At 53.8% G+C, this 20,208-nt stretch carries 20 protein-coding genes; 9 read left to right on the top strand and 11 right to left on the bottom strand.

Going from position 1 to position 20,208, the window contains the following annotated elements; genetic code table 11:
- Positions 1–83 precede the first annotated feature (83 nt).
- The 3 genes from XI25_RS18695 to XI25_RS18685 all read left to right on the top strand — a co-directional run bounded on the left by XI25_RS18695 (position 84) and on the right by XI25_RS18685 (position 2,586).
- Entirely contained in the window at positions 84–626 is a 543-nt protein-coding gene (locus XI25_RS18695; protein WP_200901448.1) for a TetR/AcrR family transcriptional regulator, read from the top strand.
- Between the two features lie 71 nt (positions 627–697).
- Entirely contained in the window at positions 698–1,465 is a 768-nt protein-coding gene (locus tag XI25_RS18690; protein ID WP_046679720.1) for an electron transfer flavoprotein subunit beta/FixA family protein, read from the top strand.
- A 143-nt stretch (positions 1,466–1,608) separates the two neighbouring features.
- A complete protein-coding gene (locus XI25_RS18685; protein ID WP_046679708.1) occupies positions 1,609–2,586 on the top strand; it encodes an electron transfer flavoprotein subunit alpha/FixB family protein in 978 nt (325 codons plus the stop codon).
- Positions 2,587–2,757: 171 nt separating this feature from the next.
- Here the strand turns inward: XI25_RS18685 and XI25_RS36955 are convergent, their stop codons facing one another.
- The gene (locus tag XI25_RS36955; protein WP_442950415.1) at positions 2,758–2,841 is read right to left on the bottom strand and encodes a putative holin-like toxin; all 84 of its coding nucleotides are present in this window, start codon (positions 2,839–2,841) and stop codon (positions 2,758–2,760) included.
- A gap of 88 nt (positions 2,842–2,929) precedes the next feature.
- A complete protein-coding gene (locus XI25_RS18680) occupies positions 2,930–3,883 on the bottom strand; it encodes a phosphotransferase family protein (RefSeq protein WP_327204816.1) in 954 nt (317 codons plus the stop codon).
- Between the two features lie 258 nt (positions 3,884–4,141).
- Between XI25_RS18680 and XI25_RS18675 the strand changes: the two genes are divergently transcribed.
- Positions 4,142–4,528 carry a hypothetical protein gene (locus XI25_RS18675; protein ID WP_046679706.1) on the top strand — a complete coding sequence of 129 codons (387 nt, stop codon included), beginning with the start codon at positions 4,142–4,144 and terminating at the stop codon, positions 4,526–4,528.
- A 24-nt stretch (positions 4,529–4,552) separates the two neighbouring features.
- Here XI25_RS18675 and XI25_RS18670 read toward each other — a convergent pair whose 3' ends face one another.
- The gene (locus XI25_RS18670) at positions 4,553–5,302 is read right to left on the bottom strand and encodes a FadR/GntR family transcriptional regulator (RefSeq protein ID WP_442950413.1); all 750 of its coding nucleotides are present in this window, start codon (positions 5,300–5,302) and stop codon (positions 4,553–4,555) included.
- A 110-nt stretch (positions 5,303–5,412) separates the two neighbouring features.
- Here XI25_RS18670 and XI25_RS18665 point away from each other — a divergent pair, with 110 nt between their 5' ends.
- Both XI25_RS18665 and XI25_RS18660 read left to right on the top strand, forming a co-directional pair.
- Entirely contained in the window at positions 5,413–6,828 is a 1,416-nt protein-coding gene (locus XI25_RS18665; RefSeq protein WP_046679704.1) for an FAD-binding oxidoreductase, read from the top strand.
- Positions 6,821–8,191, top strand: a complete 1,371-nt coding sequence (locus XI25_RS18660; protein WP_046679703.1) for a (Fe-S)-binding protein — start codon at positions 6,821–6,823, stop codon at positions 8,189–8,191. Before XI25_RS18665 ends, XI25_RS18660 begins: the two co-directional genes overlap by 8 nt.
- Before the next feature lie 515 nt (positions 8,192–8,706).
- Here the strand turns inward: XI25_RS18660 and XI25_RS35000 are convergent.
- The 8 genes from XI25_RS35000 to XI25_RS31475 all read right to left on the bottom strand — a co-directional run bounded on the left by XI25_RS35000 (position 8,707) and on the right by XI25_RS31475 (position 16,427).
- Entirely contained in the window at positions 8,707–9,054 is a 348-nt protein-coding gene (locus tag XI25_RS35000) for a class I SAM-dependent methyltransferase (protein WP_235439985.1), read from the bottom strand.
- Positions 9,026–9,223: a hypothetical protein gene (locus XI25_RS34995; RefSeq protein ID WP_235439980.1), complete on the bottom strand. Its 198-nt coding sequence runs from the start codon at positions 9,221–9,223 to the stop codon at positions 9,026–9,028. The genes XI25_RS35000 and XI25_RS34995 overlap by 29 nt, the downstream gene beginning before the upstream one ends.
- A gap of 260 nt (positions 9,224–9,483) precedes the next feature.
- Positions 9,484–10,119, bottom strand: a complete 636-nt coding sequence (locus XI25_RS18650; protein ID WP_235439984.1) for an SAM-dependent methyltransferase — start codon at positions 10,117–10,119, stop codon at positions 9,484–9,486.
- Between the two features lie 548 nt (positions 10,120–10,667).
- Positions 10,668–12,860, bottom strand: a complete 2,193-nt coding sequence (locus XI25_RS18645; RefSeq protein ID WP_046679702.1) for a DEAD/DEAH box helicase — start codon at positions 12,858–12,860, stop codon at positions 10,668–10,670.
- A complete protein-coding gene (locus XI25_RS18640) occupies positions 12,857–14,197 on the bottom strand; it encodes an ATP-binding protein (RefSeq protein ID WP_046679701.1) in 1,341 nt (446 codons plus the stop codon). The genes XI25_RS18645 and XI25_RS18640 overlap by 4 nt, the downstream gene beginning before the upstream one ends.
- An 8-nt stretch (positions 14,198–14,205) precedes the next feature.
- Positions 14,206–14,835, bottom strand: a complete 630-nt coding sequence (locus XI25_RS31485; protein ID WP_160308935.1) for a tellurite resistance TerB C-terminal domain-containing protein — start codon at positions 14,833–14,835, stop codon at positions 14,206–14,208.
- A gap of 49 nt (positions 14,836–14,884) precedes the next feature.
- A complete protein-coding gene (locus tag XI25_RS31480; RefSeq protein WP_052759675.1) occupies positions 14,885–15,361 on the bottom strand; it encodes a hypothetical protein in 477 nt (158 codons plus the stop codon).
- A gap of 43 nt (positions 15,362–15,404) precedes the next feature.
- Positions 15,405–16,427, bottom strand: coding sequence for a TerB N-terminal domain-containing protein (locus XI25_RS31475; protein WP_052759674.1), 1,023 nt, complete (start codon positions 16,425–16,427; stop codon positions 15,405–15,407).
- Between the two features lie 341 nt (positions 16,428–16,768).
- On the opposite strand from XI25_RS31475, the gene XI25_RS18630 reads away from it, so the two are divergent.
- The 3 genes from XI25_RS18630 (at position 16,769) to XI25_RS18620 (ending at position 20,090) form a co-directional block, all read left to right on the top strand.
- Positions 16,769–17,449 (top strand): M50 family metallopeptidase, encoded by a 681-nt coding sequence (locus XI25_RS18630; protein WP_046679700.1) that lies wholly within the window; start codon positions 16,769–16,771, stop codon positions 17,447–17,449.
- Between the two features lie 54 nt (positions 17,450–17,503).
- Positions 17,504–18,718: an MFS transporter gene (locus tag XI25_RS18625; protein ID WP_046679699.1), complete on the top strand. Its 1,215-nt coding sequence runs from the start codon at positions 17,504–17,506 to the stop codon at positions 18,716–18,718.
- 175 nt (positions 18,719–18,893) lie between these two features.
- Positions 18,894–20,090: an MFS transporter gene (locus XI25_RS18620; RefSeq protein ID WP_046679698.1), complete on the top strand. Its 1,197-nt coding sequence runs from the start codon at positions 18,894–18,896 to the stop codon at positions 20,088–20,090.
- Positions 20,091–20,208 lie beyond the last annotated feature (118 nt).

Below are 20,208 nucleotides of genomic sequence, written 5' to 3'. Positions count from 1 at the left end.
AAATTTAACTGTATTTTAACATCGGGGTGAGCATATGACAAGTAAAAAAAAATGAGAAGTACCATCTCATTCTCCAGGGCGCCCTGAAAGTGTTTGCCGAAAACGGCTATCACCGCTCCCAGGTTTCGAAGATTGCCAAAGCGGCCGGCGTGGCCGACGGCACGATCTATTTGTACTTCAAAAGAAAGGAGGATATCCTGATCCGCCTGTTCCAGGAAAAGCTCGGCGAGCTCGTCGGCAAGTTCCACGAAAGCGTGGACGGCATAGCCGATCCGATAGAGGCTTTGAGGACGGTGTGCCATATTCATTTCACCGAGCTGGAGAGCAACCCGGAGCTGGCTTACGTGACGCAGATCGAGCTCCGGCAGAGCGATCTGGAGCTGCGCAAGGAAATCGGCAGCGCGCTGAAGCCATATATCGAGCTGATCGAGAATATTTTGAAACAGGGTGTGGAAGAGAAGCTGTTCCGGTCGGACCTGAACATCAAGCTGGTGCGCAACCTCATCTTCGGATCGATGGACGAAGCGGTAACCTCCTGGCTGATATCGGGGCAAAAGTATAGCCTGAGCGGCCAGGTCGACGACACGCTGAGCTTCTTTCTGCACGGGATATCCAGCAAGGAATAGCGGACGAAACATGGTGGAACGGGATGAGTTGCACGGCCTTGGATTTTCATATTGAAGGGAGAGCTGAACCGATGAAGATTGTTGTATTGCTGAAGCAGACGTTTGATACCGAGGAAAAAATCACGATTGAAAACGGCGCGATTGCCGAGGACGGCGTAAAATTCGTCATTAACCCTTATGATGAATACGCCGTCGAGGAGGCCGTTAAGCTTCGCGATGAGCACGGCGGCAGCGTGACGCTGCTTTCCGTCGGTCCGGACCGGACCGCTGAAGCCCTGCGGACCGCGCTCGCGATGGGCGCGGACGACGCGGTCTTGATCTCCGACGAACGGATTCCGGATGACGAATATGCCGTATCCAAAGTGCTTCACGCCTATTTGTCCAAGGAAAACGCCGATGTCATTCTCGGCGGCAACTTCTCGGTCGACCGCGGCTCGGGCCAGGTCGCGATACGTCTGGCGGGCCTGCTCGGCATTCCGCACGCCGGATCGATAACCAAGCTTACGGTCAGCGGCGGCACCGCAGAAGTACACCGTGACGCGGAAGGCGATCTGGAAGTGCTCGAGCTTCCGCTGCCCGCGCTGTTTACGGCGCAGCAGGGACTGAACGAGCCGCGCTACCCTTCCCTTCCCGGCATTATGAAGGCGAAGAAGAAGCCTTTCCAGACCCTGACGCTGGACGATCTCGGCCTGTCACCGGACGACGTGGCACCCGCTACGAATCAGACGGAGCTGTCCCTTCCGCCGGAACGGAGCGCCGGGCGCCTGCTGAAGGGAGAGCCTGCCGAGGTGGCACGCGAACTGGTCGCGCTGCTGCGGACGGAATCGAAGGTGATTTGATCTCGTTACTCTGATTGTATGGCTCAGGGGCCGTCCGTCATGCCAGCCTCTTGCCGAGGCGAGGCTATGGCGGCCGGGAGTCCCGCGCCATAAAGCACCGGAATTTCAGAACTCATTTTAAACCTGATCGGGGAGGTTATGTTATGAGCAAAACGATATTGGTTTTCGCCGAAAGCCGCGAAGGAAAGCTGCGCCAGGTCGCGCTGGAAACGCTGGGAGCCGCGCAGTTGATTGCGAAGGACGGGGACAGCATCCGCATTCTCGTGGCCGGCTCGAATATTACGGAAGCCACCTCGGCCCTTGCCCCTTATGGAGCCGAAACGGTTTATACGATAGAGCATGACGATCTGGAAAACTACACGCCGGACGCCTACGCGGCAGCGGTTCAAGCCGCCGTATCCGAGGCGAATCCGGATATGGTCCTGTTCGGCCACACTGCCATCGGCCGGGATTTGGCCCCGTTGACGGCGGCCGCCATGAACGCCGGGCAGATCTCCGACGTAACCGCCATTGAGGCGGACGGCGACGAGGTCAGCTTTACCCGCCCCCTCTATGCGGGCAAGGCCTTTGAGAAGCGCAACTTCCTGTCCGGTCCGGCGGTCGTGACGATCCGTCCGAACAACATCCCCGTCGCGAAGGAACCCCCCGGAACCGGTCCTGCCAATATTGTGGACCTTGCCTACCCGGCGCCTTCCTTGCGCTCCGTCATTAAGGATGTGGTCCGCAAAACCACCGGCAAAATCGACCTCGCCGAAGCCAAAATCGTGGTGTCCGGCGGACGCGGCGTCAAAAGCGCGGACGGCTTCAAACCGCTCGAGGAGCTGGCGGATCTGCTCGGCGGCGCGGTCGGCGCCTCCCGCGGAGCCTGCGACGCGGGCTACTGCGACTACGCGCTCCAGATCGGGCAGACCGGCAAGGTGGTCACGCCGGAAATCTACATCGCCTGCGGCATCAGCGGCGCGATCCAGCACCTCGCCGGCATGAGCCAATCGCGCGTCATCATCGCGATCAACAAGGACCCCGAGGCGCCGATCTTCAAAGTGGCCGACTACGGCATCGTCGGCGACCTGTTCGACGTCGTGCCGCTGCTGACGGAAGAATTCCGTAAGGTGCTGGTTTAAGGCGATTTTGACCGCTAACCGGCGTGTTGAGTACTAAAAACGGGTATGATAAGATAAGAATAGAAATAAGGAGCCGTGCTGGACACACGACTCCCCTGCACAACACCGCTAAAAGAGCGGTCGGCTGCAAGGCAAACCAGAAAATAGACCGATTCCTTGCGACTGGGCGGTCTATTTTCGTTTATTAAACGACAACAGCGTGACGATTAACGTCCCGAAAGCAAGCATTAAGCTTATGGCTTCATACACTGTCATGGGCATCACCTCCCATCCGGGAGACTAGCCGACCGCCCTTTTTAGCCGATAGGTTGTACATTCCAGATTATGGCATACCATCAAGCATTCAACTCAACAAAAATGCCGCCGACTCCGTATATCTTTCCGCCCACCGGGAGAAGGATAGGTCGTGATCCCAAGTAACGTCGCCAATGGCCTTCGCACATCCCCAATCCAGCACCTTTTGATGAAGCATATGAACTTTAAAGCGTTCAAGAAAGCCTTCTTTCGTTTCCGAGCACTTGAAATACACCGAGATGAACTGCTTTGCGACCTCTTCCTCCCCGCGATCCAGATACATGGAAACCATTTTCGGCAGATCAGCTGCCCCATCGCCAAAGTAACCTGTGGTAAAATCAAAAATTCCGCTTAACCGCCAGCCATCGGGTCGATGCTGAACAAGAATGTTATCTGCCTTAAAATCACCCATAACAAAGGCGGGAGAGCTTAAATTCTTAAACGCATATTCGGAAACGGCTAATGTATGTTCCACCCATTTAACATCTTTGGGAGTAATGGCTGAATATTTTTGGGCATCCTCCAGCCAGTACCTTATCCTCCCGTAAAGCCACCTCTGATAGGAGCCTTCAAACGGGCGAATCTTTTGATTAGCAGGATCAAACTCCCCGTAGTCCTCCGTTTTCCAGCTGTGAAGATCACATAGGCATTCGGCTAACCGCTCCGCGATCCGCTTACGATCTTCTCTGCTAAGCTTTTCCTGAATTTCCCGATCGTTCATATGCCTGCCCGGCAATCTAGGCATGATCGAATAGCTCCAGCCAAATATGTCTTTGGATTCATCCACCAAATAGGGGAAGGGAACCGGCAATCGGGTTCGCGTTTGCAGATGATCTTCGTAGAACTTCTCCTCAACAAACTGCCCCTCAAACAACGGGTTTCCCTTAAGCACATACTCTCCCGAAGAAGAAGTGACAGAAAGAGTTTGTTTTCCCACGCCCTTAGACGTTTTTTCGGATGAAATGAGCTTTCCCAGATTGAAACGATCAAGCATCAGCTGCAACTGCTCGTTCGTTATGTCTCCCAACTGGTTCGAAGTAAAAAAAAATCTTTGTCGTCAAATTACGCCCCCCCCACCTTCACTGCCAACAACGGATTTTTAAAACCTTGACGAGCTCATCAAAGGAAATGTTCGTGCACATTCTATGTAACCTTCAAACGTTCATTTTCGTCTGATGTTCAAAAGGTGAACTTGATCGGTTCTTCTTTTCCAATCCCTCTTAATTACGAGGAAACCATGAGGTGATCTTCATGAAAAAAAATGCTGTTTCTCTTGTTCGTCGTGATCTTCCTCCTTACAGCCTGTGCTGCCCGTCCATCCAACTCCCAGCAGCTGACGGTAGCCACCCACAACCCTACAGCCGAGGAAATATTACAGCATGAGCCGGATGCCGACATATTCATGTCCGGGGATATCGTTTATCGGAATGCCAAAGATACTAAGTGGGTCCAGCAAGAAAAGATCGGCTCCCTTAAAGGGATCGGCGAAATTCAGTCCCGGTACGATGGGCGCGGCTCTTTTGAAAATAAGATGGCAACCAAGCTCCCTCCCGACACCAAACTGTTTGCGGCTTCTCCATCGACACTGATCATCGTGGCCGAGGTGAACGGGGAGCAGATCCGGTACCTCGGTTTGGTCGAAGGATAAGTCTCCGGAGTTATTCAAAAAACATCATTTGTCCAACCCTTTTTTCTGCATTGCGCTGTCGCTCTCCAGTGCCGACCGGAGCACCTGTTCCACCTTGATCAGATGGGCTTCGATCCGTGCGGCCGCCTGCTCCTGGTCCTGCCGCTCAATCGCTTCAAATATGGTTTGGTGTTCCGTCAACAACCGGGAGGCGGTTGACTGCTCCTTATAGAACCACAGCTCCCTGGTCTTCCGAATGGTTTCTGTTAAACGGTCGGATAACGACTCCATCAGCTGAACCAGCAATGAGTTGCCCGATGCGGCCGCTATGGCCATATGAAAAGCAATGTCAGCCCGTTCGCCTTCACGGGTATCCTGGGCGCTAAGCCCATGCTCCATCTGCGATAGGGCGGCGCGCATTCGCTCCAGATCCTGGTCCGTGCGCCGTTCCGCCGCCAAGGAGGCGGCGCCGGTCTCCAATACTTTGCGGACCTCAAGCAGTTCAACCAGGGATTCGGCGCCTTGAAACAGCACGTCGGCGCCGCTTTTAGGCTCGCTGGGCAGAACCGGCTTTACATACGTTCCGCCCCCCTGGCGGACATCGAGCCATCCCATCGCCTTGAGCGCGCTGACCGCCTCGCGGATCGTGGAACGGCCGACGCCGTAAGCGGCGGCCAATTCAACGACGGAAGGCAATTTTTGGCCCGGCAGAAGATGCCCTTCCCGAATTTGCCGAAGCAGATGCTCCCCCACGATTTCGTGCCCTTTCTGGTTCTCTACTTTGATCGTTCGCACGGTCATTTTCGCCCCCTGTTTAAATTTTTAACTATTCATTACTATAATCATGTCATATAATAAAACAAAAGTCATCAGATGACCTGATCAATAGAGGAGGGAATTTAAAAATGTTAGATCCGGCTCTCACCGCTCAGCTTCGTGCCATCGTTGGAGATGCCCACTATCGGGACGATAAGGAGGCGCTGATCGCCCATTCCTATGACGGAACCCCTATGCTGCAGGCCTTGCCGGATGCGGTTGTGTACCCTGGTGACACGGAACAGGTTTCCGCCATTATGAAGGCGTTGTCATCTCATAAGGTACCCCTTGTTTCCAGAGGATCCGGCTCCAATCTATGCGGCGGGACCGTTCCGGTTCAAGGCGGCGTGGTTATGGTCATGCACCGGATGAACCGAATACTCGAAATCGATATGGAAAATTTAACGGCCACGGTTCAGCCCGGCTTGATTACCGCAGACTTTATTAACCATATCGAATCCTTGGGCTTGTTCTATCCTCCGGATCCGAGCAGCATGCGCATATCGACGATCGGCGGCAATATCGCGGAATGCTCCGGCGGCCTTCGCGGCTTGAAATACGGCACGACAAAAGACTACGTCATCGGATTGGAGGCCGTTCTTGCCGGCGGCGAGATCATCCGCACCGGCGGAAAGCTGATGAAGGATGTGGCGGGATATGATTTGACCAAGCTGTTGGTCGGCTCCGAAGGTACGCTTGCGATCATAACGGAGGCAACCTTGAAGCTGATTCCTCCGCCGAAGAGCAAAATGACGATGCTCGCCATGTTCCGCGATCTGTACGGGGCGGCACGTACCGTGTCCGCCATTATCGAATCCAAGATCATTCCGGCGACGCTGGAATTCATGGATAACCCGACCATTCGCGTCGTCGATGATTTTGCCAAGCTGGGCCTTCCTTTGGATATGGAAGCGATTCTGCTGATTGAGCAGGACGGCGATCCCGAAACCGTGGCAAGAGATATTGAGCAGATTCGTCAGATATGCACGCGCGAGCAGGCGGACACGATCCAGGTGGCTGCCACCCGGGAGGAAGCGGAGCGGCTGCTGACGGCGAGAAGAAGCGCATTTACGGCACTGGCACGGCTTCGGCCGACCACCATTCTGGAGGATGCGACCGTTCCCCGGTCCAAAATCGCCGACATGGTCCGCCGGATCAATGAAATTTCAAAAAAATACAACGTCACGATCGCTACCTTCGGCCATGCCGGCGACGGAAATCTGCATCCGACGGCAACGACCGATGCCAGAGATGCGGAGGAAATCCACAGGGTAGAGCAGGCCTTCGAAGAGATTTTCGCGGCAGCCCTTGAGCTTGGCGGAACCATTACCGGCGAGCACGGGGTCGGCATGGTAAAAGCTCCGTTCCTTGAGTGGAAGATCGGCGCCTCCGGCGTGGAGCTCATGAAGGGCATCAAGAAGGTATTCGATCCCGATAATTTGTTGAATCCGGGCAAGGTTTTTGCCAAGGAGACACGGAAAAGGGTGGTTATAAGTCATGGCTAGTCAAACCAACATGAGCAAGAAACCCCAGATCAACCACACGAATCCCTTGGCCCGCACCTTGCTGGAAAAACTCGATTACGATCAATTGACCAACTGCATGCGCTGCGGGTTTTGCCTGCCGGCCTGTCCTACGTTCAGGGAGACCGGGGTCGAGCCGGAATCTCCCCGCGGGCGCATCGCATTGATGAAGGCCGTCGCGGATGGTTTGATGGAGCCGGATGACATGTTTCGAGATCAAATGAACCATTGTTTGGGCTGCAGAGCCTGCGAGCCGGTATGTCCGGCAGACGTCAAGTACGGCCAGCTGATCGAGCAGGCCAGGGACGCGATCGAGGATCATCCGGTGCATTCGCTTCCCGTTAAGGGAATGCGCAAGCTGTTTTTCAAAGGCGTTTTCCCTCACCGCGGCCGTCTGAAATCGTTGGGCAGAACGATGAAATTTTACCAAAAATCCGGTTTGCAGCGCGTGGCGAGAGGAACCGGGATCATGCGGCTCTTTCCAAAGCATCTGCAGGATATGGAGCGGATTCTGCCGGACGTTACCGCAAAAGGAGTCATCGAGCAGTTGGGAACCGTCTATCCGGCCAAAGGCGCTCCGATTGCGCGCGTGGCTTTATTCAGGGGCTGCATTATGGACGTGATGTTTGCCGGCACCAACGTCAATACCGTTAAACTGCTGTCCGAAGCGGGATTCGAGGTCGTGATTCCTCCAGAGCAGGTCTGCTGCGGCGCTCTGCATGCCCATAGCGGGGAGCTTGAACTCGCAAGAAATCTGGCAAGGATCAACGTCAGGGTGTTCAAGGAACTGAGCGTGGACTACATCGTTTCCAATTCGGGCGGCTGCGGCGCCCTGCTGGTGGAGTATGATCATCTGCTGCACGAGGATTCCGATTGGAAGGAGCAATCTGCCTGGTTCGCAAGCCGGGTCGTGGATATCAGCAAATTGCTCGTCGATCACGGAAGGCTTCCTGCATTCGCCGAATCTGCAACCGCCTCCGCCGAGCCTGTCATCGTTACGTATCAAGATTCATGCCATTTACGCAATGTCATGCGCAGCGGATCGGCGCCAAGACAGCTCATAAACCAAGTGGCTAACGTTACCTTTCAGGAAATGAAGGAAGCGGACCGCTGCTGCGGCTCGGCAGGCATATACAACGTAACGCAGCCGGAGATGGCGGGCCAGATCCTGGAACACAAAATGGAGAATGTCAATGCTACCCAAGCCCGGTACCTGTTAACCAGCAATCCGGGGTGTCTGCTGCAGATGAAGCTGGGCGTCGAAAAGCACGGCTGCGGCGAGTCGATGGAGGTTAAGCATGTCGTTGATTTCTTGTATGAACGACTAAATAACGGGGACACTTAAACAGCTTGCGGAGACAGCCTCCCGTGCCGTCGAGGCCGCTTGAACGTCCTCCCTTTCCGCGACGTAGAAGCGATGAACAAGAGAAGTCTAATATAGCTAATAATAAGTTGTTGAATATGAGGTTAGATAATTTATTGATGAAAATAAAATGGATAGAGCTTTCAGAATATGCATCTGAAATCTCTACCCATTTTTTGTTTTTCCAAAAATTACATTATGAGTTAGTATACACTATGGAATCTGTTACTGTTGATTATGCTTATTATCTGGTATTTGACTACAGCCTCCTCGCTTTAAAAATAGCTGTTAACGGAACCATTTGCGATTTTTTTGTCCAATCGCTAAGTTCTCCTGTTAATTGCAAAGTTTCGTCGTTTGTCTGCTCAATCAATTGCTCAATTACAAAACCTGCCTTCGCCAAGGCGTTTACGTAAGTTGATATTTTCCGGGAGCAAAGTAATATTTTTTTCCCGTTAAGATCCCGCTCAGACCATGTTTCATTAAAATAGCTATTTTTAAAAAAAGGCTTTACCTTCTTCGTATGCCACGCACATATGGATATGGTGCGACCAGCTGAATATAAACACGCCATCCTTTTTTAAATAGGATGCAACCCTATTAAATGTACCCTGTAAATCCGTTGTCCATCCAATCGCATAAATTGAATAAATATAATCAAAATAATCTGTTGGCAGTCCGTGTTCGTCCTCCATTGCCCCACAAATCAGCTTTGCTGCATAACCACTTTCTGAAAGACAGTTCGCTGCCTTCTCAATCTGATTTTTAGAAATATCTATGCCCCAAAGCTCGGCGGCCTTATTATTGCCATGATATTTAAGAGATTCTCCGTTGCCGCAACCAATATCTAAAAGTTTTTTTGCCTGCTACATCACCAAATAAGTTTAACTCATTTTCTGTTAACGTATTACAACCGTAATAAGGCAGTACAATCGCTTCTAAAAAATCGTTACCATTCTCGTTCCAATATTTCTTGTTCGTGCGATGTATATTGCTATTATCCGTTTTGTTCATATGATTACCTCCACTTATACCGACCTAAGACGCATTAACCCTGAGCGTGATCTTGTACACATTCGACATAAATACATGAAGTTAACGAAACAGGAACTTGTAGATAGACTCATTGAGCTAACGGGCAGGTAGCTCAAAAGTTTCGCGAATACCTAACATTGTATTTAATTGTTTATTGTTATTGATTGGAGTGGACTTCTTGCATCTTTAATTTTACAGAGTAACCTGCGTCTCTTTTGCATTAACTTGCGAACCGCTAATTAAAATCGCGGTTTGCGGATACACAGCATGGCATTCGCGTTTCTTAAAAACTCATAAGTCACGTTGCGCTCCTCGGTCTGAAAACCCTCTGCCTCCAGCTCGGATTTCAGCCGATCCAAATGCTCATATCGGGTTCCGGTCAAATCCACCAACGGGAATACCCGCACCTCGTCCGAAGCGACGCGCAGCAGTTCATGTACTGTCTTCCGATGAAAATCGTATTCCAGCCGGTCCCCGTACATAAACAGGAAGTGCGCCGATAATACCAGATTAAATTGCTCATCCCCGAACGGCAGCTCGGGCAGAACCGCCGGAATATACCGCTCCGGCCGTTCCCTCATATCCCGTACGCATTCCCGCAGCGCCTCGTGCCGATGTCTCCCCAGACCAGGTACGTCCCCGTAATAATCCCATTTGTATAGATCCTTTGCTTCTTCCATCGTTTCCATCGCGTGGGCGATATCCAACAGCCCTTTGGCCTCCAGATCGTCAAGCTTATGGCCATATGCGATATCGCACGCGGTAATGTCCAGACCGCGCCGGCCGCCTATCGCCGTAAATGAACATGCCCCCGCCGGACAATCCAAAATGGACAATCCTCGAAGATCTTCCATCCGCAAATCGAACATCCGCATGTATTCCTCGCATGTCCGTCCGATGAATATAACCCGTTCCAGCTCCTGCTTGGTTTTCTTGATCGGCTGTCCCGCATTTCCACCGCGTCCCGTCCCTCCGGTAATTCCTTGACCGTCAACGCCTCCTGCGGCAGTCACCGCCTCATTACGGCTGCTTCCATTCGATGTTCCTGTACTGCCTGGCACATCTCTACTCATCTCTTCTCTGCTCATCTCTTCTCACCTCAATGTTTTAATAGCGCGGATTCGTTATCAGACCTCCGCAAGCCCATACTACCATATGATGGGAGCGGGTAATATAGAAATCTCTTCAAGTCACTTTACAAAAGGCCTTACCGCTCTCACTGCTTAAGCTTATTTGAGGGACATTTCAGGCTGCCTGCAATAAGCCAACATGCCGGGTCCAGTTACAAAAAAAAACTGCCTGTTCCCACAGGCAGCCGTCATTTCGTTCATTCATTTCAGCAGCATACGCTTAGGTTCAGCTTCAAAAGGTGTCCTACCGGATCGTTAAGCGTCGATGCCGGCAGCCCTTTTGCTCCGAGGCTCTACCCCTGCTCCCTCAGCGCCTCCGACAATCCTTCCAGGTCCAGTCCGTCGGTGGCAAAAGCCGTCCGTACCAGCTCCGGCTCCACAAACTCATCGTATTTCCCGATATACGGAGCTTCCTTCGGGTCCAGCAGCGATTCGGGACCCGCAGCCTCGCATTCGCCCAGTTCCCTCATGATCTCGTCCAGCAGCATGGCCGCATCGGTTTTTCCTGCCACGACCATGTAATAGGGCTCCATCGGGACGATGGAACGGAGCGATAAACGGCCCGCCAGGTTATGCTTCAACAGCCGCTCCAGGGTACGGAACTGCTTGCTTCCCGCCCATGGCAAAATAAACATCGAGTCTCCGCCTGCCGGAATGACCGCGCTTTTCAGCAGACCGCTTTCACGCGCGAGACGGCGGGCCCGCTCCAGCCGGTTGACGGCCCCGGGCGCCAGATAGGGATAGATGGCGCTGTCTTCGAGCACTTCCCGCATTTTGCGGACGACCCGGGTGTGCACGTCTCCGCCCGCGCCCAACCACAGGGTATCGACCTTGCCTTTGGCGGATTTTACGTATAGCGCTTTATGCTTGGCGTCGACTTCCTCCACCTTCCACAGCTTGCCGGCCAGCGAAAAGCAGTATCCCGGCGGCGGCACGGTCGTAATCGAACCGATCTCCTCCGAGCCGTTATAGACGACATGCTCTTCATCATCCTTAAACACGGCATAAAACCGGAAATTGTTCACGATTTTTTCTCCCGTCAAGCCGATAATCAGCGGGCCTTCGTCCGTCCGCTGGATATGGTCCGTTTGAAGCAGGTAATTCAGGAAAATCCGGTATTCCTCGGGCGAAATCCCGCGAAAAGCGGGGAGCGTCAGCACCGCCCTTGCCAGATCGGCGGGCCCCGCTTCCCCCATGCTTTTCAAAATGCTCATCGTCTGGTGGTACAGCAGTCCGACCGGTTTCCGCCGCAGCGTGAGCGGCTCCACCCATTTCTCGCGCACGTACAGCTCGATCACCGCAATGGCCCGGAGCAGCATCCACGGCATCCGTGCCGGGAGCTGCGCCTCCTCATCCTCTTCCTCCGGACAGAGGAACAGCATTTCGGAAGCTTGCCCACGCCTTCCGGAACGGCCGAGACGCTGCACAAAACTGGAGCAGCTGTACGGCGCGCCGAGCTGCACCACCCGCTCCAGCTCGCCCAAATCAATGCCAAGCTCCAGTGTCAGCGTCGCGGCAGCCACGGCGGGACCAGGTCCGCTGCGCAGCGCAGCCTCCGTTTCTTCCCGCAGCATGGCGGAGATGCTGCCGTGGTGTACGTGGAACACGTCCGGCTCCTGGCGTCTCGCCGCAATCCGCCGCAGTTCCAGCGTCGTCAGCTCGGCGTCGGAGCGGCTGTTGGTAAAGACGAGCGCTTTTTTCTGATGGGTCGTGTCATACACAAAATTGTAGTAGGCTTTTCGGGCGTTCTCCAGCTGCTCCGCCTGCTTCTCATCCCGGGCATCCGGGAAGGAGAAGTGCTCCACGCTGATCCGCAGCTTCCGCCCGCCCTGCGGGGACACGACCTCCACGGGATATCGCGTACCCGACGCCAGCCAGCCCGCAGCCGTTTCATAATCGCTGAGCGTTGCGGACAGGCCGATCCGCCGCGGCGCACAGGAAGCCATCCGCTCGATCCGCGTCAGCTGGCTCAGCACCTGGATGCCCCGGTCGGCTCCCATAAAGGCGTGCACCTCGTCCACGATCACGACCCGCAGGTCCTGGAACAGCGCAGGGATCGAGTTGGGACGGTTCATCAGCAGCCCTTCAAGCGATTCGGGGGTGATCTGCAGCACGCCGGACGGATTTCGCATCAGCTTGGTCTTCTCGGCTTGAGAGACGTCCCCGTGCCAGTGCCATACCGGCACCTCGCCCTCCCGCAACAGCTCGCGGATCCGCTCGAACTGATCGTTGATGAGCGCCTTCAACGGCCCGATATATAAGATCCCGACAGACGACGATGGGCGCTCGTACAGCTCGGTCAACGCGGGAAAAAAGGCGGCCTCCGTCTTCCCCGACGCCGTTCCCGAAGCGATCAGGAGATGGTTAGGCGTATCGAACAGTACGCGGCAGGCCTCGACCTGCGCTTCCCGGAGCGTATCCCATTGTTTGCGGTAAATATACTCCTGGATAAAGGGCGCCAGCCGGGTAAAAGGATTTCCGCTCATAGCTCAAACTCCGCTAGAAAATCCACGAGGTCGTCTTCATCGGCCGGGGATTTTACGCCTTTGCCGGCAGCCGGCTGTACCGCCATTTCGCCCAGCAAGGCCTCGAACGTGCAATCGGGGTGCTGATGCAGCGTGTGCAGCAGGTCCATAAAGTCCCGCACCACCTCCCGGGGCGTCAAAAGCTCGTCCGCCCCCAAGCGCCCCACGGCGTTTTGCATAAAACCGATCAGCTGCTCGTCCGTGAGCAACGGATCATACTGGAAGTGCAATGCGTGGATATCCCTCAGTTTTTGCAGCAAAATGAGAATTTCCTCGTGCGACAGCATATCCAGCTTTAGGATCGGCGAAGCATAGGTTTTGAACCCGGCCGACCCGTAGCGTCCGTCAATCAAGCGGGAGCGCAGCGCATCGTAGCTGAACAGCCCCCGACGCTCGTCTTCGACAAACTGGGGCGTGCCGCCCATCAAGATGCCCAGATGTTCGGCTTTCCCCTGCATCGTATCGTTGAACATCGTCAGCAGCTTCTCGTAGTTGCTCTGGCGGGAGGCGGTGTTCGTGATTTTGTACAGGTTGACGCCTTCGTCGATAAACAGCAGCAGTCCTTTATAACCGATCGCCGCCGTAAATTCGGACCACAGCTTGATATAGTCATACCAGCTGTCATCATCAATGATGACGCCCACGCCAAGGTCTTTGCGCGCTTCCGTCTTCGTCGGATATTCGCCGCGCAGCCAGCGGAGAGCAGCCTGCTTTCGGTCATCGTCACCGAGCTTGTAGCCGTTCCAGTAAGACGCCAGCACCTTGGCAAAGTCGAATCCATGCACCAGGCTCTGCATGCGGCCGGTAACTTCAAAAATCCGCAGCTCCACCTGCTCATTCAGGCCCGGGTCTCCCGGCCGCAAACCGGCTGCCTGCATGACCGACTGTTGAAGGGCGGCAATCCATTTCTGCAGGATCATCTCAAGCGCTCCTCCGTCCGGGCGGGTCCGGGTGGACAGATGGGTCATCAGCTCGCGGTAAGTGGCGAGGCCCTGGCCCTTCGTGCCGACAAGACGCCGCTCCGGCGACAGATCGGCGTCCGCTACGACAAAATCGCGGTCCATCGCGTAATTTCGGATCATCTGCAGGAGGAAGCTTTTGCCGCTGCCGTAACGGCCCGTAATCAGCCGGAAGGCGGCCCCTCCTTCCGCGATGTTGTCCATGTCCCGCAAGATCGCCTCCACTTCGGGCTTCCGGCCGACGGCGATAAACTCTAGACCGACCCTCGGCACAACGCCTGCCGTCAGCGAGTTGACGAGCGCGGTCGTCAGCCGTTTCGGGATTTTCAATTCACCCATGGTTTCTCTCACCTCTTTAACAAATCAAGCATAGCCCTATATTCACCCGCGACCGCGTCCCCATCAACCAGCAAATCGCGGATGGTCTCCATCGCGGCCTCGTTAATTTCATCGATAAGCAGCTCCGGCATGGAACCGGTCCTTTCCGCTGCCGCCTGAAGGGCAGCAAAATCAGGACCATTCTTTAACGCAAACAACACTTCAAGATGCGTTTCGGTTAACCGCTCCGCAAGCTCCTGCCACTCATCGTCGAGCGGCGGGAATGGCCCTTCTTCCGACGACGGAGGCATGTACTCCTGACCGGCAGCCAAATTCCACGAATCTTCCGAATCCGCCCAAACGGCCTGATCGAAGCCTTCCGTGCCGGACAAATCGATGCCCGTTTCGGTATTCGAGATTTCTGCGGTACCAGAAGTTCCGACCGTGTCGGAGGTTGGTTCGCCCCATACCGCTTCCTGGATCGTCTCCTCCCGGAAGCCCGTCTCAAAATCCATCGTCACCTGCATCGGCTCATCCGGACGCCATAAGGCTTTTTTTCCCTTGCCCGGTCTGTTCACCGGCCCGGTTTCGTTCTCCCTCGCCTTGGCAAGTACCGCCCCACTCCCGAGGCCATCCGATTCCTCCGCTACCATCAGCATATCCCGCACCTCGTCGGATTCCTGCCGGAGACGGCGCAGCTTCCCGGCATCAATCCGGATTTCGGGCTTGGCTGCTTTTTTTGCTGCCGTCAGCCAGAGCCAGCTCCTTTTTCAAAAAGCGGGCCGTCAGCTTCGCGATCTCGGGCTCCACGTCCACGCCCTTCAATCTTCCTTTAAACCCCCGGAGCTCACGAAGTTTATTTTCCGTCAGGCGAACGAGCTGGGTTACGTACGCCCGAAGAGGCGCGTGGCTGCTGATCCGCTGCAAGGGAACGGAAACCGTGCGTCCGTACAGCCCGTAATCATAGACGGCAGATCGAAAAATATATCGTTCCGAATGGACCTCAGGAGGATTAAACCTGTCGAGCAGACGGCTGCCTTTCTTTTTGCCGAGGTAGGCATCCACCATCGCGACCACTTTAGGGACGAAGAACTTCATGTCCTTGCGCCCGCCCTCCCGGTAAAAGCGGCTTTTATCCGGCTCGTAATCCAGAAGGTCGGTCAGGACGTCCCAATTCAGTTCCAACGGTTCCGCCCTAAACCTCCTCAGCCACTCCAGCTCCCTCAGTTCACTGGAAAGGCTCCGGGGAATTTTGGCATAAGTTTCGGCAACCGGCTTGTCCAGCCCATGGGCGAGCGAAAAAATCAAACAGCCATTCGCGCATATAAGCGTCAATCTTGGAATACCGTTCACGGTAAGCGTTCCGGACCCCGTTCATCAGCTGCCAGCCCTGTTCCGGATATGTCCAGCCAATCCCGTTGATCAGCTCATAAACATATAAAAACAAATAGGATAAATCCGTATCCGGGTAACGTCCCGAGCGGACTTCCTCCCGCCAGTAGAAATACCATTTCACCTGTGCGGAAGACATATGATCGTAAGTGGGCCAGTAGCTTTTGAAAGGCACAAACGGCGCCTCCGGCTCCACATGCCATGCCAGCTCGCGCGCCCTCAGCACGAACTGCTGCTCCCGCGAATAATAGCGCACGCCGTCGTAGGAGGTGACGCGAGAGGGAGGAAGCGAAGATCCGGAGGAGCCCGGCTCACGGCGCTGATCATCCCCCTCGCCAAACTCGTGAAAATCATCGCTGCTTGGGTCCGCGGAAGCGGGTGACGGCAACGTCTCCTCAGCCGTATTTGTCACGGCAATAGAATGCGCAGCGTCGAATAGATCTGCGGCATGGGGAGCCCCGATCATGGGTTCCGACTCCGCTGCATCGGTCCTAACGGTCGCACGCTCCCCGTCATTCCTATAAGCGCCAACGGATGGCTTCCCCGTATCTTCAGCCCAATCCGGGGCATTCGCCGTACCGTCCCCGGTCACCTGGTCAGCCTGTGCTTTTTCCTCCCAAAAATTCAGGTCCTCCAACGTCAGCTCTCCCGTTCCCCGGGGAGCCCGTTTCGCAGCTCTGTCGTTCTTGGTCCGTTCATCCGCAGAGTTGGCCTCCGGCCTGCCAGTTGGAATCAAAAGCTCCTTCTCGTCGCCGCCCAGCTCAATCTCAGCAAACCGGACCTGATGATCGCTTACCACCTTAAACCGCACCTCATGACGACGCTCCCCACCGTCGTTTCGATGACCTCCCGCATCCATACCCTCTCACCTCCATCCGTCCCATTCATTCTATCATTTTTCACCTTTTCAATAGCCTGCTGTCTTGAGATGCTTTTACAACTTCCTGTCCGGCGTCTATACTATGAAGAAACGACGCGTAACAGAGTCTTATCCTTGTTTCCTCGCCTCATGAACTCTTGACTTTGCGTTTATCAAATGGCTGCAATCCGATCTCTTGGAACATATGTTCCATTTTACCACAGCCAAAGAGCTGCTGTCTGCATCCTCCGAGGCCTTGAAACCGTTTATCTCGCATGCAGCTCGTGTCCAAGCGTTGTTTTTCTTGCGATTAAACAAAGCGCCTGAAAGGATTCCGAAACATGAACAAATGGCTTAAAACCGTTCTTTATCTGGTCGGTGCCGCCGTACTGACCCGGCTTATTCCGTTCTCCTCATGGTTCCGTATCATGGATACCATGGTCCACGAGTTGGGCCACGCCGTTGCCACGCTTCTGGCATCGGGACGCGTTCTGAGCATCGAGCTCAATCCAGACCACAGCGGGACCACTTATTCGGTGCTGGCCTCCGGCTGGAAAACGGTCGCCGTATCCCTCGCCGGTTACATGTCCGCGTCGCTGTTTTCCGTGTTGTTGTTTTACGGTCATGCCCGGCGAAAGCAGGGGGAAGGCCTGCTTCTCGTCTCGGGCCTTGCCCTCTTGATGATTGTTCTGTTTGTACGCAACAGTTACGGAATATGGTGGCTCTCCATCTTTATCGTGGCGACCCTCGTGTTCTACTTCCTGGGACCCCGGGTCCGGAATTTTTACTATCTGCTGCTGGCCTTTCTCTGTCTTGAGGAGTCCGTTATGGGGCCCGTCTCCCTTCTGCTGTATGCCATAACCCAGCCTGCCCGTGCGGGCGATGCCGCCAATTTGGCGAATCAGACCGTCATTCCCGCTGTCGCCTGGGCACTGCTGTTCCTGCTGTTTTCCCTTTGGTGCGCAAAGCTGGCCCTGCAGTTGTTTTGGCGTAAGCGCCCTGCGGCGACAAAAGAGCATTGACTCCTTTTTAAAAGCCGATGCGTGTTTGATTAACATGGGAAAGGTTTGTAGTCGATGAACATGTCCTTCTATTTCTTATGGTCCAGCATCTCTTTGGGAAAGCTGGCCCTATCTCTCTACACCATGACGTTGACCGTTACCATCTTTTCATTAACGGGATCAGCCACATTCGCTTCCTTTATCATGTTGGTATATGTATTGGGAAAAATGATCAGCACCTTCGTTTTCCCTTTTATAACCGAGAAATCACCGCTGAATCGAATTTTATCCTCGTCTTTATTGATCCAAACTATATTCATTGCCTTAACCCTGGCAGCTGCGATGTATGCCGGAAAACATGCTGCCGGGTTGGTGTTTATCTATGCATTGATTGGATTGACGGGCTTCACCGATGGCTTCGTATCCCCATCCCGGATGTCTCTGGTACCGGAGACCGTATCGAAAGAAAAGATCGGAAGAGCGAACAGCCTGATCAACACGGCTGACCAGATGTTTGCCATGCTTGGATGGTCTTTAGGCGCAGTAGCCATTAGTTACTATGGATTCGAACCCGTCTTAATGGTATGCATAGCCTTGCTGGCACTGTCGTTGCTGTCCTCGCTCCCACTGAAGAGCAGAACGATAACCGGAACAGGAAAACGTCCGAAAATGGAGGTTATCAAAGAAGGGTGGTCCATCCTCTTCAGTCCGATTAACAAAATGAGGACCATTACTACCATGGATGTTTTGGAGGGTATAGCCTCAGGAATATGGATTGGCGGGATTTCATTGGTATTCGTTAATGAGGTGTTGGGGAAAGGAGAAGAATGGTGGGGATATATCAACACCGCCTATTACGCCGGGAGTATTCTCGGAGGCATTTTAATGGCCTTCTTTGCCTCCAAGATTGAACCGTACTTAATTAGAGGAGTCATTACAGGCTCGCTCTTCGTCTGTATCCTTGTCCTGCTGTACGCCATGAATCAAACGGCTTGGGCGGCGCTGGTTCTGGTCGTGCTTATGGGCCCTTTTTATCAGCTTAGGGACGTATCCCAGCAAACCTATATCCAACAGGTAACCTCGGCCCAAGCGCTATCCAAAATGTATGCTGCCAAAGACAATCTGTATTACATCGTCTTTGCCCTTTCCGTATTTATTACCGGGGTGATTTCAGACACCATTGGGGTCGTTTATGTATATTATTTTGCCTTTCTTTTATATTTGGCCTCCACGATTTTCGCCCTCATTGCCTTTCGCGTTTCAAAGACCGAAAAAGCCATGCAATGCTGAGCAGCAGCCCGGTGTAATCAACGTCCCATATGGCCAACCTGGGCCCACGAAAGCGATATAATCCGTTTCTCCGTATTAATAATCCGTTTCATGGTAGCAGAGGCATGGATGTTTCTCTTAAGATTCTAAAAGTGAAGCGTCATGCAAGATACCGTGAAAGGAGATAAAGGAGAACATGAGGAAGATCAGATTCAGTATATTTTTCAGCGTATTCGTGGCCATGGTGGGACTGATGATTATAGCTCCGGTCATGCCCCCTCTGATTCGGGAATTGGGATTGACGGAGACTCATTCGGGCCTGATTATTTCTTTAGGCTCTGTCGCGATGGCCTTGATGGCGCCGGTATGGGGCAATCTTAGCGATGTAAAAGGAAGAAAGCCCGTCATTATCATCGGCTTCATCGGCATGTTCGTGAGCTACATTCTGTTTACCGCAGCGATGTACGCAGGCCTTCAGGGCCTGATCAAAGGCGGGCTGTTGGTCGTACTGCTGATCGCGGCACGGGCTATGGTCGGGCTGTTTATCCCGGCGGTGCCCTCATCGGCCCAGGCATATATGGCGGACGTTACCGATGAAAAGGATCGCTCGGCGGGCATGGCGTTCATCGGGGCCGCCAACGGGCTTGGCCTCGTGCTCGGTCCAGCGATTGCCGGGGTATTCGCCCTGATCGGATTAATCTGGCCTTTATATATCGGTGCTTTGCTGCCGATTATCGCATTGGCCGTTGTGCTTGCGCTCATACCGCCCAAAAAGCCGGTCATTCAAGAAAAACCGCCCAAGATCAATCCGTTTCAAAAAGGGGTTCGCCTCTATTTATTCGCCGGACTCGTAACGATGCTCAGCATTGTCACTTTGCAGGTGGTCGGCGGCTTTTATTTTCAAGATCAATTTTCTCTAACGACGCAGGAAACCGCCAGAATGGTTTCGTTTGGCTTAATGTTCACTGGGGCAGCGATGATTTTTACCCAAGGGATCCAAATGAAGAAGAGCAAGTGGCATCCAAGGCAGCTTCTCATTGTCGGATTGCTGCTGGTGATCGTCAGCATGGCGCTCTTTTTATTAACCAACAGCTTGACCGTTTATTACTTGGCCTATTTTATTTTCGGAATAGGGTCGGGGCTCCTGATGCCGGGATTCATGGCAGGATCGTCCTTGTCCGTGTCCCGTGAGCAGCAGGGAGGCGTCGCAGGTCTTGTAGGCTCCGTTCAAGGGATTTCCGCCGTAATCGCTCCGGTTGTAAGCACAACTCTTTACCAGTGGGATCGGCATCTTCCTTATGCATTCATCGGAGGTTTGGCTCTTCTCATGGCAGTCTTTATGATGGCCGTGTCAGTTAAGCCGGTCGAAGCCGGCTCGACACGCGGGAAATGAGAAACGAAATTTTTTTTGCGAATATCTTTTGCCGCCCGTCCTTCATGTTAAGCACCCGGGAAGAATCAGCAGCTCAGAACATATTTTTTAAATAATTATTGATAATGATTATCGTTTT

It is taken from the genome of Paenibacillus sp. DMB20 (assembly GCF_000987955.1).
Taxonomy (GTDB): Bacteria; Bacillota; Bacilli; order Paenibacillales; family Paenibacillaceae; genus Paenibacillus_AQ.
Note: the sequence above shows the minus strand (reverse complement) of the source record. Positions and strands in the feature narration are given on the sequence as shown.